Genomic DNA, 14,986 nt, shown 5'->3' with positions numbered 1-14,986 from the left:
CCGGCTGCGCCACAAACTCCAACGTCGTCCCGGCGAAAGCCGGGACCTATAACCACCAATGCCGATTGCTTTGCGGTGCTGGGGCCACAGCGTGCCTTAACAACCCAACTCTGTGGTAATGGGTCCCGGCCTTCGCCGGGACGACACCGAGTGTTCGGCACACTGTAGCCGCAACCGCGGACGCGATCACGCTGACGCCGAGGTGAGGGAGCGAGTACGTCTCATCGGCTGCGCCACAAACTCCAATGTCGTCCCGGGTCATCGACTTGTCTCGCCGAAGTTCGAAGAGTGAAAGCGGAAGCGCGACCCGGGACTCATCGGTGCGAATGCCGACGCGGACTGCGGCGGTCAGCCACTATTCACTTTGTGCCATCAACGCGGCGGCGCATCTGGATCACTACAAGTTGACGTTTGCGATTTGCGCACGGACTTCCCGCAACGCTGTGCGCGGGCGTCCAAGAAGCGTTGGCTTCTGCCTGTTAGTCTGACCGATCGTGATCGCCGCCGGCCTGTGACGGTTCTCACATCCGGCGCGAGCACGCATTTTCTGGAAGCGATTGAAAGCTCAGCTGGTTACTTCACAGGAGCTGACCATGACGAAAACTATTCTTGTTTCGATCGCAGTTGTTTGTCTGTCCACGGCGGCACTCGCCGATGCACGCACGGCACAACACCGGACCCACCAGCGTCTCGTGATGGGTACCGCACTGAGTCCTGCCGTGCTCAATGCCAACGCCAGTCTCAATGGCGATGTCAGCGACCGCGCGATGCGCATGCGGAGTCTTCGCGAGTCCGGCTACAACCCGAAGAACGATTTCGACGCCAACGGCAACGTGTGGGTCGGCAACTAACCGAGTACGGGAGGGCCTGGGGAGCCCTCCCTCAAAGCGCGCTCAAACTGGTTTATCCCGCTCGTTGGACCTGGCCGCTCGAATGAGGAGCGGCGGATTACCTCGTCTGCTTCTCCTGACCAGGCATTGCACGCAGCGTTGCATTGCATCCGCGGCGACGTGCGGTTATGTCCCGCCGACAGCCTGCAAACAGAGGTCGCGATGCTGCTGCCCGACGGTTACTCCGACATCCCCCACGGCAAGATCGCTGCCGTCGTCACCCATCTGGAAATGACCGCGCGGCCGCCGCTGCGCGACGACCCGCCCGGCGCGTGGCGCCTGCGCAAGGTCGATCCGCCAGCGCTCGACTGGTATCGCGATATCTATCGCCGGGTCGGCGAGGAGTGGCTGTGGTTCACTCGCACCGGGCTCGATGATTCCGATCTCGCCTCGAGGATCCACGCCCCCGGCAACGAGCTCTACGGGCTGGCCGTCGACGGCCAGGATGAGGGCCTGCTCGAACTCGATTTCAGCGTGGCCGGCGAATGCCAGCTGCTCTATTTCGGCGTCACCGCAAAATTCATCGGCACCGGCGCCGCACGCTTCCTGATGAACCGCGCGCTCGAGATTGCCTGGTCACGCGACGTCAGCCGCGTCTGGGTGCACACCTGCACCTTCGACCATCCCTTGGCCGTCGCATTCTACCAGCGCTCCGGCTTCCATCCGTTCCTGCGGCAGATCGAGGTGGCCGATGATCCCAGGCTCGACGGCAAATCGCCGCGCGATGCGGCGAGGCACGTGCCGGTGATTGCATAGCTCGCCTAACGGACCGGATCAGGATCCGGTTGCAATGCGGCGCGGCCCATCTACGATGGTGCAAAGTGCAACCTTTGTCCCCGGCGTGGCCGCACACTTCGAAAGCTCTGTTTTCGAGGCGCGGCCTGCTGCGGCATGACCGACGAGATGACAGATGTTTTTGATCGGCCAGTACGACTCGCCCTTTGTCCGCCGCACCGCGATCGCGCTGCGGCTCTATGGATTGCCGTTCGAGCACAAGCCGTGGTCGACCTTCGGCGATGCGGAGAAGGTTGCGGCTTACAATCCGGTGCGGCGGGTGCCGACGCTGGTGCTCGATGACGGCGAGGCACTGATCGAGAGCGGTGCGATCCTGGATTATCTCGACGAGCTGGTCGGGCCGGACAGGGCGATGATCGCGCGCTCGGGGCCGGAGCGGCGCAAGCATCTGCGCATCACGGCACTGGCGACCGGGCTTGCCGACAAGGCGGTGAGCCTTGTCTATGAGCGCGTGCTGCGCAAGGAGCAGTTGAAGCTCTGGGTCGAGCGCTGCGAGGCGCAGATCGCGGGCGTGCTCGCGGTGCTGGAGCAGGAGCGCGCGGCGGTGCAGACGCCGTACTGGCTGGGCGATCGCATTGGTCATGCCGACGTCGCGGTGGCCTGCGCGCTGCGCTTCACCGGCGAGGCGCATCCGCATCTGTTCGACGCGCGCTATCCGGCGCTCAAGGCCCACGCCGCGCGCTGCGAGGCGCTGCCGCCGTTCCAGGAGATCGTGCAGCCGCTGGCGCCGCCGAGCGGTTAGTGGATAGCGCGACCCAGGCTGATTGACGTGCGCCCCTCGCGCGCGGATGTCGCGAGAGCGCGCGATTATGACTCACAAGCGGCACCACACATTTGCTGTCGTCCCTGCGAAAGACGCGGGGACGACACCGGTAGATGCGGGCGATCCAGTACGCCGCGGCCCATCGGCTCAAGCAACGACAGCCCCTGGAATACTGGATCACCCGCATGCGCGCATGATGACACCGCGGTGTTTGACGTCTTGAATCACGAACCATCCTCATCGTCGTCCTGGCGTAAGCCAGGACCCATTACCCCAAATGAGAACTGTTGTGCGATGCTGGGGCCACGATCCCGTTCATCATCAAGTGCGGTGGCTATGGGTCCTGGCTTTCGCCAGGACGACATTGGTGAATGCGGCGCAGCTGGCGGTCGGTCGCGAGCGATACCCCTTGTCACTCACCCCGCGACCCCGAAGCGCGCGCTTCGGGCTACCCATTGCTGGTCCGATCTTCTATGGTGAACCGTTCGGGTCGCATGGAGCGAACTCGATAATTCCATGATATCAAAGGCTTAAGGCTCGGATCGAAGCCTTTGGAGGGCGGTTTGACGCGGTATATTTCGACCAGGGGTGAGGCCCCGGTGCTTGGCTTCTGCGATGTGATGCTGACCGGGCTTGCCCGTGACGGCGGGCTCTACGTGCCCGAGACCTGGCCGCAACTGTCGCCCGAGACCATCGCCACCTTCTTCGGCCGTCCCTATTGGGAGGTCGCGGTCGAGATCATCCGTCCGTTTGTCGCCGGCGAGATTTCCGACGCCGAGCTCGGCCGCATGGCCAACGAGGCCTATGCCACGTTCCGCCATCCCGCGGTGGTGCCGCTCGACCAGGCCGGGCCGAACCAGTTCCTGCTCGAGCTGTTCCACGGGCCGACCCTGGCGTTCAAGGACGTCGCGATGCAGCTGATCTCGCGGCTGATGGATCACGTGCTGGCCAAGCGCGCGCAGCGCACCACCATCGTGGTCGCGACCTCGGGCGATACCGGTGGCGCCGCGGTCGAGGCTTTTGCCAATCTCGACCATGTCGACCTCGTCGTGCTGTTCCCGAACGGGCGCATCTCCGAGGTGCAGCGCCGCATGATGACGACGACCGGCGCCGCCAACGTCCACGCGCTCGCGATCGAAGGCACCTTCGACGATTGCCAGGCGCTGGTGAAGGCGATGTTCAACAACCATCGCTTCCGCGACCAGGTGGCGCTGTCGGGCGTCAACTCGATCAATTGGGCGCGCATCATCGCGCAGGTGGTCTATTACTTCACCTCGGCGGTCGCGCTCGGCTCGCCGCAGCGCACCGTCGACTTCACGGTGCCGACCGGCAATTTCGGCGACATCTTCGCCGGCTATGTCGCCAAGCGGATGGGGCTGCCGATCCGGAACTTGCGCATCGCCGCCAACGTCAACGATATCCTGGCGCGCACGCTGAAGACCGGCATCTACGAGGTCCGCGAGGTGCACGCCACGACGTCGCCGTCGATGGACATCCAGGTGTCCTCGAACTTCGAGCGGCTGCTGTTCGAGGCGAGCGGCCGCGATGCCGATCAGGTCCGCCGCCTGATGGCCTCGCTGAAACAGTCCGGCCGTTTCGTGCTGCCGGATGCGACGCTGGCCGCCGTGCGCCGTGATTTCGACGCCGGCCGCGCCGACGAGACCGAGACGGCGGCCGCGATCCGCGCCGCCTGGCGCGAGGCGAGCGATCTGGTCGATCCCCACACCGCGGTGGCGCTCGCGGTCGCCGACCGCGACACCTCGGATTCCAAGATCCCGAACATCGTGCTGTCGACCGCGCACGCGGCCAAATTCCCCGACGCGGTGGAAGCCGCCTGCGGGGTGCGTCCGCAGCTGCCGGTCTGGCTCGGAGGCCTGATGAGCAAATCCGAACACATCACGGTCATGAAGAATGATTCCGCCGAGGTCGAGCGCTTCGTGCTGTCGGTCAGCCGTGCTGCCAAGCAGGGAGTTGCCTGATGGGCGTTGAAATCACCAAGCTGCCGAGCGGACTGACAATCGTCACCGACACCATGCCGCATCTGGAAACCGCGGCGCTCGGGGTCTGGGCCGGCGTCGGCGGGCGCGACGAGAAGCCGAACGAGCACGGCATCTCGCATCTGCTCGAACACATGGCGTTCAAGGGCACGGCGCGGCGCTCCTCGCGCGAGATCGTCGAGGAGATCGAGGCGGTCGGCGGCGACCTCAATGCCGGGACCTCGACCGAGACCACGGCCTACTATGCGCGGGTGATGAAGGCCGACGTGCCGCTGGCGCTCGACGTGCTGTCCGACATCCTCGCCAACCCGTCCTTCGTGCCGGACGAGCTGGAGCGCGAGAAGAGCGTCATCGTGCAGGAGATCGGCGCGGCGCAGGATACGCCCGACGACGTCGTGTTCGAGCATCTCAACGAGCTCTGCTATCCGGAGCAGCCGATGGGGCGCTCGCTGCTCGGCACCGCCAAGACGCTGAAGGTCTTCGATCGCGACATGCTGCGCGGCTATCTCTCGACGCATTACCGCGCCCCCGACATGGTGGTCGCGGCCGCCGGCGCGGTCGATCACGCGCGGATCGTCGAGGACGTCACGCAGAAGTTTGCGAGCTTCGACGCCACCCCGGCGCCGAAGCCGCAGGTCGCGATGTTCGGCAAGGGCGGCTCGCGGGTGGTGCATCGCGATCTCGAGCAGGCGCATCTGACGCTGGCGCTCGAAGGCGTGCCGCAGACCGACCCGTCGCTGTTCTCGCTGCAGGTCTTCACCAACACGCTCGGCGGCGGGATGTCGTCGCGGCTGTTCCAGGAGGTGCGCGAGAAGCGCGGGCTGTGCTACTCGATCTATACCTTCCACGCGCCCTACACCGACACGGGCTTCTTCGGCCTCTACACCGGGACCGATCCGGCCGATGCGCCGGAAATGATGGAAGTCATCGTCGACGTCATCAACGACGCGGTCGAAACCCTGACCGAGGCCGAGGTCGCCCGCGCCAAGGCGCAGATGAAGGCCGGCCTGTTGATGGCGCTGGAGAGCTGTTCATCGCGGGCCGAACAATTGGCACGCCACGTGCTAGCCTATGGCCGGCCGCAGACGGTGGAAGAACTGGTGGCCCGGATCGACGCGGTCAGCGTTGAATCGAGCCGCAACGCCGCCCGTGCCCTGCTGGCGCGCAGCCGGCCCGCCGTTGTCGCGCTCGGCAGCGGCAGGGGTCTGGACACGGCGGTGGCTTTTGCGGAAGGATTGACGACGTCGAAGGCAAAGACGCTGCTGCATTAAGAATTCTGCTTACCTCGCCCCGCGCTTGCGGGGAGAGCATAGGCCGCCTACCGGCGGCCGTTGACGGACATACGCCGAGGCGGAGCCTCGGCTATGGCCGAAGGCTTCGGGTGAGGGGTAGAGCCGCAAGACCGAATCTGCGGTAAGACCCCTCACCCCGACCCTCTCCCCGCAAGGGCGGGGCGAGGGAGAAGTGGCGGGGAGTGTTGGGCCATGGCCCTGTTTCGTTTGCCGTCCAATGGACCCGCTGCACTGATGCCGCGCGGTCACGGGCTCTTGCTGCGCGCGCCGCAGATGTCGGATTTCCCGCAATGGGCGCAATTGCGCGAATTCAGCCGCGCCTACCTCACACCATGGGAGCCGATCTGGCCCTCCGATGACCTGACCCGCGCCGGCTTCCGCCGGAGGCTGCGCCGCTACACCGAGGATATCGCCGCCGACCGCTCCTATCCGTTCATCATCTTCCGCGAATCGGACGGGGTGATGATCGGCGGCATCACGCTCGCCAATGTGCGGCGCGGCATCGTGCAGGCCGGCACGATCGGCTATTGGGTCGGGCTGCCGCATGCCCATCGCGGCTACATGACGACGGCGCTGCGGGTGCTGCTGCCCTCGCTGTTCGGCGAGCTCAATCTGCACCGCATCGAGGCGGCCTGCATTCCCTCCAATGCCTCGTCGATCCGGGTGCTGGAGAAGTGCGGCTTCACCCGCGAGGGCCTGGCGCGGCGCTATCTCTGCATCAACGGGATCTGGCAGGACCACCTGCTGTTCGGCCTGCTGCACGAGGATTTCCGCGGCTGATCCGTAAGCCTTTTTGTGGATGGCGGTGCCACCCTCGATGCCTTGGGTTCGCCGCCATTGCCTTGCTATAACGGCCGCGAAACAGGGAACCCGGTTGGGAAATTTGAGGATATTGATGGGTGAAAGGGTGATCAGGTTCGCGCTCGCAGCGGCGGTATCGATCGGTCTCGGTGCCACTTTGTTGCCTTCGGCAGCTCCTGCGCAGTCGCTGAGCGACCGCTTCAAGAGCCTGTTCGGCGGCGGCTCGTCCGACCAGGACAAGCCGGCGACGCCCGCAGCGCCGCAGCAGCTCAACGATGCCGACGCCGAACTGACCTGCCCGCCGGTGCAGATCCGCTCCGGGGCCTCGACCTATTCGGTGGCCGCGAACGGCAAGGAAGCGGTCGGCAACGACGTCAAGTTCCTGGCCTCGATCACGCGCACGGCGCGGCAATGCAATCTGAACAGCGGCCAGATCACGGCCAAGATCGGTATTCAGGGGCGGATCATTGTCGGTCCCCAGGGCGCGCCACCGAGCATTCAGGTGCCGCTGCGCGTTGCCGTGGTGCAGGGCGGCGTCGGCGAGAAGACGATCATGACCAAGGCCTACACCACCACGGTGCAGATGGACGAAAGCGGCAGCGTGCCGTTCAGCCTGGTCGCCGAGGACGTCGTCTATCCGGCGCCGTCGCCGGCCGACAACGACAATTACATCTTCTATATTGGCTTCGACCCGCAGGCCCTGAAGCCGGAGCCCAAGGCCCGCGCGCCACACAAGAAGAAATAACAGAGCGTTTTCGAGCGAAGTGGACGCCGGTTCGCGTGAAGAAAACGCGTCAAACGGACGAATTTGGACAAAACAAAAGGCCGGCGCGATGAGCTCGCGCCGGCCCTTTTTTAGGAGTTCAGATCGCGTCAGTTCAGCTTGGAGCGGACTTCGGCGATGCCCTTGCCGACGAGGTCGTCGGCAACCGAGCCCTTGACCGACTGCGACAGGATGGTCGAGGCGGCGGTCACGGCGGCGTTGGCCGCGGCGGCGCGGACATCGGCCACGGCCTGGGCCTCGGCCTGGGCGATCTTGCTCTCGGCGGTCTTGGTCCGCCGCGCGACAAAATCTTCCATCTTGGTCTTGGCTTCGGCCGCGATCCGCTCGGCTTCGGCCTTGGCGTTGGAGATGATCTCCTCGGCCTCGCGCTCCGCGCTGGCGCGGCGCGCCTTGTACTCGCCGAGCAGCTTATTGGCCTCGTCCTTCAGACGGCGGGCGTCTTCCAGCTCGGCCTTGATGCGCTCGGCGCGGTGGTCGAGCGCCGTCAGCAGGGTGCGATGGACGCCGAGATAGCCGAACACGACCAGCAGAAGGACGAAGGCGATCGCAACCCAGGTTTCCGGTTCGTAAAACATCGTCTATCCCTTCAGCGACGCGTCGACGGCGCTGTTGACCGCATTGGCGTCCGGCGTGACGCCGGCAAGTTGCTGGACGATGGCGCCGGCCGCATCCGCCGCAATGCCGCGGACGTTGCTCATGGCGTTGGTCCTCGTCGTTGCAATCTGCTTCTCGGCGTCGGCGAGCTTTGCCGCCAGCTTCTCTTCCAGCGCCTTGCGCTCGGCTTCCGAGGCCGCGTTCAGCTTCTCGCGGGTCTCGTTGCCGATCGCCTGCGCGTTGGCGCGCGCATTCGCCAGCTCGGTCTCGTAGGCCTTCAGCGCCGCGTCGGACTCGTCCTTCAGCTTCTGCGCCTCGGCCAGATCGCCCTCGATCTTGTTCTGACGTGCATCGATCGTCCCGCCGACGCGCGGCAGGGCGATACGCGACACGATCAGGTAGAGCGCGACAAATGCAATCGCCAGCGACACCAGCTGCGAGGCGAAGTTGGACGAATCGAACGGCGGAAAGGCTCCGCCGTGATGTCCGCCGTCGGTCTCGGTGTGGGCGCCGGCTTTCTGGCCTTTTGCCTCGCCATGACTCTCAGCCATGGTGTTCTCCTGTTGCTGTCATGCGCGCCGCCCTTGGGACGACCCTTGGGCGGCGCGAAGGGGTTACCGCAAAGCGGAACCGGGGTGCCGCTCAGAGCGGAACGAACAGCAGGAGCAGCGCGATCAGCAGCGAGAAGATGCCGAGCGCTTCGGTCACGGCGAAGCCGAAGATCAGGTTGCCGAACTGGCCCTGAGCGGCCGACGGGTTACGCACCGCAGCGGCGAGGTAGTTGCCGAAGATGATGCCCACGCCGACGCCCGCGCCGCCCATGCCGATGCACGCGATGCCCGCGCCGATAAGTTTTGCTGCTGCCGGTTCCATATGTAGCTCCTTGAGAAAGATAGACAGATTGGTGGGTGGAGATTCCCCGGACCGCTTAGTGTCCCGGATGAATGGCGTCGTTGAGGTAGATGCAGGTCAGGATCGCGAACACGTAGGCCTGCAGGAACGCGACCAGCAGTTCGAGGGCATACAGCGCAATCGTGAGCGCCAGCGGCAGCACGCCGCCGACCCAGCCGAGCGCGCCCAGCGAGAAGCCGAGCATCGCGACGAAGCCCGCGAACACCTTCAATGCGATGTGGCCGGCCAGCATGTTGGCGAACAGACGAACGCTGTGCGAGACCGGCCGCAGGAAGAACGACAGGATCTCGATGAACATGACCAGCGGCAGGATGTAGATCGGAACGCCGTGGGGGACGAAGATGCTGAAGAATTTCAGGCCGTTCTTGTAGACGCCGTAGATCAGGACGGTGAAGAACACCAAGAGCGCGAGCGCCGCGGTGACGATCAGGTGGCTCGCGATCGTGAAGGTGTAGGGGATGACGCCGACCAGGTTCGAGACGCAGAGGAACATGAAGAGCGAGAAGATCAGCGGGAAGAACTTCATGCCTTCCGCGCCGGCCGTGCTGCGAATCGTGGTGGCGACGAACTCGTAGGAGATCTCGGCGACCGACTGCAGCCGTCCCGGAACCAGTTCCCGGCCGCTCGCCAGCATCAGCAGCGCAATCAGCAGCACCGCGATGAGCATGAAGAGCGAGGAATTGGTGAAGGCGATCGTATGATTGCCGATGTGGCCGAGCGTGAAGAGGGGCTCGATATTGAACTGGTGGATCGGGTCGATTTTCATCCGCGCGGCTCTTGGTCCACCGGCCATCGTGCCGGTAATCGAATTTCAAATGTCGTGACTTCCCGCCAGCGCTCAGCGCTTGCCCGAGGCCACGCCCGCGGACCTCACCACGTTGACCACCCCGGCGACGAAGCCGAGCAGCGTTAACACGATGAAGCCGAATGGCGACGTCGACAGCAAACGGTCGAACCCCCAGCCAATCGCCGCTCCGACGGCAACGCCCGCGATCAGCTCCGAGGAAAGACGAAAACCGAGCGCCATAGCCGAAGCTCTGGCCGCACTGTCCCCGCTTTCATTACCGGATTGATCAGTCTTGCTCCTGCGACTGTCGCGAATTTCTGACAACCGATGATCGAGACTTCCGAGCCTTGCGGAAAGCGCAGCTTCGTCAGGAGGCGATTGATCGCGACTTCCATTTGCGCCGTCGTTGGTGTTCTCAGCCATGCTGGAAACACTAACCGATGCCGCGGATGATGGAAATTGCGCCCGTCCCCGTCAAAAGCCGCGCGGACCATACTTACCGCGTCTAATCAAGTCAAGATTGCGTCGTAACCAGTTATTGCTTTGATTCTGCTGGATTTATTTGGAGATATTCAAGGTCAGAGTGACGCAGTGATCGCAGTGCAACAGCTTGCGTGGCATTGAGCGATATTGCGTGGCTGTTCCCGCTCTGCTGGGATCGCCGAAAGTCCCGTCCTCTCACGCAGTTAGGTTCCGCATGTCGCGCCAGATCGATTACTACTTCTCGCTGCAATCCCCCTGGGCCTATATCGGCCACCCTTCGTTCGACTCGTAAGCACTTACGATCTCAAGGTAAATTACCGACCCGTGCTGCTGGTCGATCTGTTCTCGGAGACCGGCGGACTGCCGCTCGCCAAGCGCCATCCGGTGCGGCAGCGTTATCGGATGATCGAGTTGCAGCGCTGGCGCGACAAGCGCGGGCTGAATTTTCATCTGCAGCCGGCCAACTGGCCGTTCAACGGGCGCCTTGCCGATGGCGTGGTGATCGCGATGCTCGAGGCCGGCCTCGACCCCGAGCCGTTCTTGCAACGGGCCTATCCCGCGGTGTGGGAGCAGCAGCTTAATCTTGCTGATCCTGCGACGCTGGTGAAGCTCGCCGACGATGCCGGTTTGCCCGGCCGGCAGCTGGTCGAGCGCTCGGGCACTGAAGCGATCAGCGCGGCCTATGAGCAGAATCGCCAGAATGCATTGGACGCCGACGTGTTCGGCTCGCCCGGATACGTGCTCGATGGCGAGGTGTTCTGGGGCCAGGACCGGATCGAATTGCTCGAAGACGCGTTGAAGTCGGGCCGCAAGCCCTATAGCTCTGTGGTCTAGGGCAGGAATCAGGTTGAGGCGGAGCAAGCCATGCCCATCGCGATGTCGCCGTCGAAATTGTCCATCGCAATTGCTGCTATCCTGATCGCAAGCGGCGGCGCGGCGATCGCGCAAACCGCGCCGGACACCGAAAACGGCCGCTACGCCTTATCACCCGCCGGCGATGGTTTCCTGCGGCTCGACACGCGCACCGGCGCGGTGTCGACCTGCACCAATTCCAGCGCCGGCTGGGCCTGTTACATGGTGCCGGACGAACGGGCGGCGCTGGACGCCGAGGTCGGGCGCCTGCAAGCCGACAATGACAAGCTCAAGGGTGAGCTCGCCGCGCGCGCACCGTCGGCCAAGACCGACGAGGCGTTGCCGAAATCGGATCAGCTGAAGAAGGCGGAGCCCAAGACCGAGCCGAAGGTCGCCGAGGGCGAGCGCAAGATCGAGATCCCGCTGCCGAGCGACCGCGACATGGATCGCATGATGTCGTTCCTGGAACGGGCCTGGCGGCGGCTGATCGAGATGGCCAACCGCGTGCAGCGCGACGTCAATGGCGGCAAGATTTGATGTTGTGCTGGCGCTGTCTCTCCAGCGTCGTCCCGGCCTAGTGCGCAATTGCGCACGGGAGCCGGGACCCATAACCACCGCTGGGAGTTGGGTGGCTAAGCTGGCAACTCCAAATCTTCGTAACTGAGGGGCCGCGGAGTATGGGTCCCGGCCTTCGCCGGGACGACATAGTGAGAGTTACAGATGAACTCATCGAGGACCATCACGCACTCGGCGCCATCCTCCGTCGCGGCAACCAGCATCGTGTCGTCGCGCCTGGCGGTCGAAACGTCGGGCGCCGGCTTTACCGACATCACGCGCGAGGTCACCAAATTCCTGCGCGAGGTGCGTGCCGGCGAGGGTGTGGTCACGCTGTTCATCCGCCACACCTCGGCCTCGCTGACGATCCAGGAGAATGCCGATCCGACCGTGCTGGTCGACCTGAAGACGGCGCTCGACCGTGCGGCGCCCGAAGACGGCGGCTGGCGTCACGACACCGAAGGCCCTGACGACATGCCGGCGCACATCAAGACCATGCTGACGGCGACCTCGCTGCAGGTCCCCGTGCTCGACGGCGAGATGGCGCTTGGCACCTGGCAGGGCATCTATCTGATCGAGCATCGTGCCCGGCCGCACCGGCGCGAGATCGTGCTGCAATTCATAGGCGCCACGCGCTGACGCGCGCGACCTGTCTTTTAAGACGCCGCCTCCAAATGACATCGGCCGCGGATCGCTCCGCGGCCGATGCATTCTGATCGCGATGTCGACGGTCAGGTCTTGGTGATGTCGACGTCCTTGGTTTCCGGAATGAACAGCGCGCCGACCACGACGGTGATTGCGGCGAAGATGACCGGATACCAGAGACCGGAGTAGATGTCGCCGGTCGAGGCGGTGATCGCGAACGCGGTCGCCGGGAGCAGGCCGCCGAACCAGCCGTTGCCGATATGATAGGGCAGCGACATCGAGGTGTAGCGGATGCGGGTCGGGAACAGTTCGACCAGCATGGCGGCGATCGGGCCGTAGACCATGGTGACGTAGAGCACCAGGATGAACAGCAGGCCGATGACCGCGGCCACCTGCGGACGGAAGACATCGAACGGGTGCGACATCTTCACGATGCCGGCGTCACCCGGCTTCGGATAGCCCGCCGCCTGCACCGCCGCGAGGATTGCGGGGTTCGACGTCTTGGCGTCCGTATACGGCACTTCCTTGTCGTTGATCAGGATCTTCACCGGCGAGCCGGCCGGGCCCGGCACCGTCGAATATTTCACCGACGATTGGGCAAGGAAGGCGCGGGCGGTGTCGCAAGGCGCGCTGAAGACGCGGGTGCCGACCGGGTTGAACAGATCGCCGCAGCCGGCTGGATCCGCAACCACCTGCACCTTGACCGTCTCATAGGCCTTCTCCAGCGCCGGATTGGCGTTGGTCGTGATCATCTTGAAGATCGGGAACAGCGTGAGTGCGCCGATCAGGCAGCCGGCCAGGATGATCGGCTTGCGGCCGATTTTGTCCGACAGCGCGCCGAACACCAGGAAGAACCCGGTGCCGAGCAACAGAGACCAGGCGATCAGCAGGTTGGCGGTGTAGCCGTCGACCTTCAGAATCGATTGCAGGAAGAACAGCGCGTAGAACTGGCCCGTGTACCAGATCACCGCCTGGCCCATGGTCAGGCCGAGCAGCGCGAGGATCACGATCTTGGCGTTGCTCCAGGTCGCGAAGGCCTCGGTCAGCGGCGCCTTGGAGGTCTTGCCCTCCTCCTTCATCCGCTGGAACACCGGCGATTCGTTCAGCCGCAGCCGGATCCAGACCGAGATGCCGAGCAGCAGCACCGACACTAGGAACGGAATGCGCCAGCCCCAGTCGGCGAAGTCCTTTTCGCCGGTGAGGGTTCGCGTGAACAGGATCACCAGCAGCGACAGGAACAGTCCAAGCGTTGCCGTGGTCTGGATGAACGAGGTGTAGTAGCCGCGCTTGCCGGGCGGGGCATGCTCAGCGACATAGGTCGCGGCACCGCCATATTCGCCGCCGAGCGCGAGGCCCTGCAGCAGGCGCAGCGAGATCAGGATGATCGGCGCCGCGATGCCGATGGTCTTGGCGTTGGGCAACAGGCCGACGATGAAGGTCGACAGACCCATGATCAGGATGGTGACGAGGAAGGTGTATTTGCGGCCGACGATGTCGCCGACCCGGCCGAACACGATCGCGCCGAACGGGCGCACCAGGAAGCCCGCGGCGAATGCCAGCAACGCGAAGATGTCGCGGGTCGCCGGCGGATAGTCCGAGAAGAACTGCGCGCCGATGATGCCGGCCAGCGAACCGTAGAGATAGAAGTCGTACCACTCGAACACGGTACCGAGCGACGACGCGAGGATGACGAAACGCTCATCCTTTGTCATGCCGGCGGGCCGCGCCGAAGTTGCAGTCATAGTGGACATCTGGATTGCTCCCCCCGAAATATTGCTGCCATGCTCGCCCCCGGCTGGCGGGTGAGGCCCGAATAGGCCCTCGGCTTGAGATGAAGGTAACATCGCAGTGAAACCCGCCCCAATAAGACTTTTGGCCTTTTCAGGATCGAACCTATCTTCTGAAGGAAGAGCAGGATGGAACGCCTCCGCAGGCGTCTATTGCGGCGCACAAGCTGCGCGGGTTAACCGCGTTGGCATCTGGTATTATCAAGCGCTTGCGTGATACTGCCGCGCGGGCGAAAACCGAGCGACGCGGGTTTGCCTAAAGCCCGCTTGTGGGACTGAGATGACTGCTGCTGCCAATACTCATCTTGTCATCGCCGACGACCATCCGCTGTTCCGCGATGCGTTGCGTCAGGCGGTGTCGAGCGTCGTGAGATCGGCCACGATCAGCGAGGCCGGATCGTTCGAGGACCTGACCGCGCTGTTGGAGCGGGACTCCGAGGTCGACCTGATCCTGCTCGATCTGAGCATGCCGGGGATCAGCGGCTTCTCCGGCCTGATCTATCTGCGGGCGCAGTACCCTGCGATCCCCGTCGTCATCGTCTCCGCCAGTGACGATGCCGGAACCATCCGCCGCTCGCTCGACTTCGGCGCCTCCGGCTTCATCCCCAAGCGCTTCGGCGTCGAGACGTTGCGGGATGCCATCATGAAGGTGATGGAGGGTGACGTCTGGGTGCCGCCGGACACCGATCTGTCGGCGGCCGGCGATCCCGACATGACGCGGCTGCGCGACCGGCTGGTGACGCTGACCCCGCAGCAGGTGCGGGTGCTGATGATGCTGTCCGAGGGGCTGCTCAACAAGCAGATCGCCTATGAGCTCGGCGTCTCCGAAGCGACCATCAAGGCCCATGTCTCGGCGATCCTGCAGAAGCTCGGCGTCGAAAGCCGCACCCAAGCCGTGATCGCCGCCGCCAAGATCGCCGGCGGCCAATGGCGCCAGGGCACGCCGCCGACGTAGTCCCGAGCAACTCCAGCTGTGATTGCCGGGCTCGGGCCACGGCATTGCGAGCCGGCGGGTGGCGCGAAAGCGCGCCCGATGGCACGCTTTCGCG

At 64.4% G+C, this 14,986-nt stretch carries 16 protein-coding genes and 1 pseudogene; 11 read left to right on the top strand and 6 right to left on the bottom strand.

Annotated features, from left to right (window positions below):
• Positions 1 to 593 precede the first annotated feature (593 nt).
• The 7 genes from J6525_RS32820 to J6525_RS32790 all read left to right on the top strand — a co-directional run bounded on the left by J6525_RS32820 (position 594) and on the right by J6525_RS32790 (position 7,283).
• On the top strand, positions 594 to 851 hold the full coding sequence (locus J6525_RS32820; protein ID WP_168858992.1) for a hypothetical protein: 258 nt from the start codon (positions 594 to 596) through the stop codon (positions 849 to 851).
• Between the two features lie 201 nt (positions 852 to 1,052).
• The gene (locus J6525_RS32815) at positions 1,053 to 1,646 is read left to right on the top strand and encodes a GNAT family N-acetyltransferase (RefSeq protein WP_225647804.1); all 594 of its coding nucleotides are present in this window, start codon (positions 1,053 to 1,055) and stop codon (positions 1,644 to 1,646) included.
• 154 nt (positions 1,647 to 1,800) lie between these two features.
• Complete coding sequence (locus J6525_RS32810; RefSeq protein ID WP_225647803.1) at positions 1,801 to 2,427, top strand: glutathione S-transferase family protein; 627 nt, start codon at positions 1,801 to 1,803, stop codon at positions 2,425 to 2,427.
• Positions 2,428 to 3,011: 584 nt separating this feature from the next.
• Positions 3,012 to 4,427 carry a threonine synthase gene (gene thrC / locus J6525_RS32805; RefSeq protein WP_225647802.1) on the top strand — a complete coding sequence of 472 codons (1,416 nt, stop codon included), beginning with the start codon at positions 3,012 to 3,014 and terminating at the stop codon, positions 4,425 to 4,427.
• Positions 4,427 to 5,716: a M16 family metallopeptidase gene (locus J6525_RS32800; protein ID WP_225647801.1), complete on the top strand. Its 1,290-nt coding sequence runs from the start codon at positions 4,427 to 4,429 to the stop codon at positions 5,714 to 5,716. The genes thrC and J6525_RS32800 overlap by 1 nt, the downstream gene beginning before the upstream one ends.
• Before the next feature lie 213 nt (positions 5,717 to 5,929).
• On the top strand, positions 5,930 to 6,517 hold the full coding sequence (locus J6525_RS32795; RefSeq protein WP_026191927.1) for a GNAT family N-acetyltransferase: 588 nt from the start codon (positions 5,930 to 5,932) through the stop codon (positions 6,515 to 6,517).
• Positions 6,518 to 6,632: 115 nt separating this feature from the next.
• Complete coding sequence (locus J6525_RS32790) at positions 6,633 to 7,283, top strand: hypothetical protein (RefSeq protein ID WP_057019442.1); 651 nt, start codon at positions 6,633 to 6,635, stop codon at positions 7,281 to 7,283.
• Between the two features lie 128 nt (positions 7,284 to 7,411).
• Here the strand turns inward: J6525_RS32790 and J6525_RS32785 are convergent, their stop codons facing one another.
• The 5 genes from J6525_RS32785 to J6525_RS32765 form a co-directional block, all read right to left on the bottom strand.
• A complete protein-coding gene (locus J6525_RS32785; protein WP_057019441.1) occupies positions 7,412 to 7,897 on the bottom strand; it encodes a F0F1 ATP synthase subunit B family protein in 486 nt (161 codons plus the stop codon).
• A gap of 3 nt (positions 7,898 to 7,900) precedes the next feature.
• Entirely contained in the window at positions 7,901 to 8,467 is a 567-nt protein-coding gene (locus J6525_RS32780; RefSeq protein WP_076830944.1) for a F0F1 ATP synthase subunit B, read from the bottom strand.
• A gap of 91 nt (positions 8,468 to 8,558) precedes the next feature.
• Positions 8,559 to 8,789 (bottom strand): F0F1 ATP synthase subunit C, encoded by a 231-nt coding sequence (locus J6525_RS32775; protein ID WP_016847054.1) that lies wholly within the window; start codon positions 8,787 to 8,789, stop codon positions 8,559 to 8,561.
• A gap of 55 nt (positions 8,790 to 8,844) precedes the next feature.
• Complete coding sequence (locus J6525_RS32770) at positions 8,845 to 9,594, bottom strand: F0F1 ATP synthase subunit A (protein ID WP_016847053.1); 750 nt, start codon at positions 9,592 to 9,594, stop codon at positions 8,845 to 8,847.
• A 72-nt stretch (positions 9,595 to 9,666) separates the two neighbouring features.
• Complete coding sequence (locus tag J6525_RS32765) at positions 9,667 to 10,038, bottom strand: AtpZ/AtpI family protein (RefSeq protein ID WP_028338953.1); 372 nt, start codon at positions 10,036 to 10,038, stop codon at positions 9,667 to 9,669.
• Between the two features lie 274 nt (positions 10,039 to 10,312).
• Here J6525_RS32765 and J6525_RS32760 point away from each other — a divergent pair.
• The 3 genes and pseudogenes from J6525_RS32760 to J6525_RS32750 all read left to right on the top strand — a co-directional run bounded on the left by J6525_RS32760 (position 10,313) and on the right by J6525_RS32750 (position 12,144).
• Positions 10,313 to 10,932 (top strand): annotated as a pseudogene (locus J6525_RS32760) (2-hydroxychromene-2-carboxylate isomerase).
• A 30-nt stretch (positions 10,933 to 10,962) separates the two neighbouring features.
• The gene (locus J6525_RS32755) at positions 10,963 to 11,487 is read left to right on the top strand and encodes a hypothetical protein (protein ID WP_092080175.1); all 525 of its coding nucleotides are present in this window, start codon (positions 10,963 to 10,965) and stop codon (positions 11,485 to 11,487) included.
• 183 nt (positions 11,488 to 11,670) lie between these two features.
• Positions 11,671 to 12,144, top strand: a complete 474-nt coding sequence (locus J6525_RS32750) for a secondary thiamine-phosphate synthase enzyme YjbQ (protein WP_225647800.1) — start codon at positions 11,671 to 11,673, stop codon at positions 12,142 to 12,144.
• Between the two features lie 92 nt (positions 12,145 to 12,236).
• Here J6525_RS32750 and J6525_RS32745 read toward each other — a convergent pair whose 3' ends face one another.
• On the bottom strand, positions 12,237 to 13,901 hold the full coding sequence (locus J6525_RS32745; protein WP_035631004.1) for an MFS transporter: 1,665 nt from the start codon (positions 13,899 to 13,901) through the stop codon (positions 12,237 to 12,239).
• Positions 13,902 to 14,217: 316 nt separating this feature from the next.
• Here J6525_RS32745 and J6525_RS32740 point away from each other — a divergent pair, with 316 nt between their 5' ends.
• Positions 14,218 to 14,892, top strand: coding sequence for a response regulator (locus J6525_RS32740; RefSeq protein ID WP_028338948.1), 675 nt, complete (start codon positions 14,218 to 14,220; stop codon positions 14,890 to 14,892).
• Positions 14,893 to 14,986: the final 94 nt, after the last annotated feature.

This window comes from Bradyrhizobium australafricanum (assembly GCF_020329495.1).
Taxonomy (GTDB): Bacteria; Pseudomonadota; Alphaproteobacteria; order Rhizobiales; family Xanthobacteraceae; genus Bradyrhizobium; species Bradyrhizobium australafricanum.
This window is presented reverse-complemented; position numbering and strand designations above follow the sequence as displayed.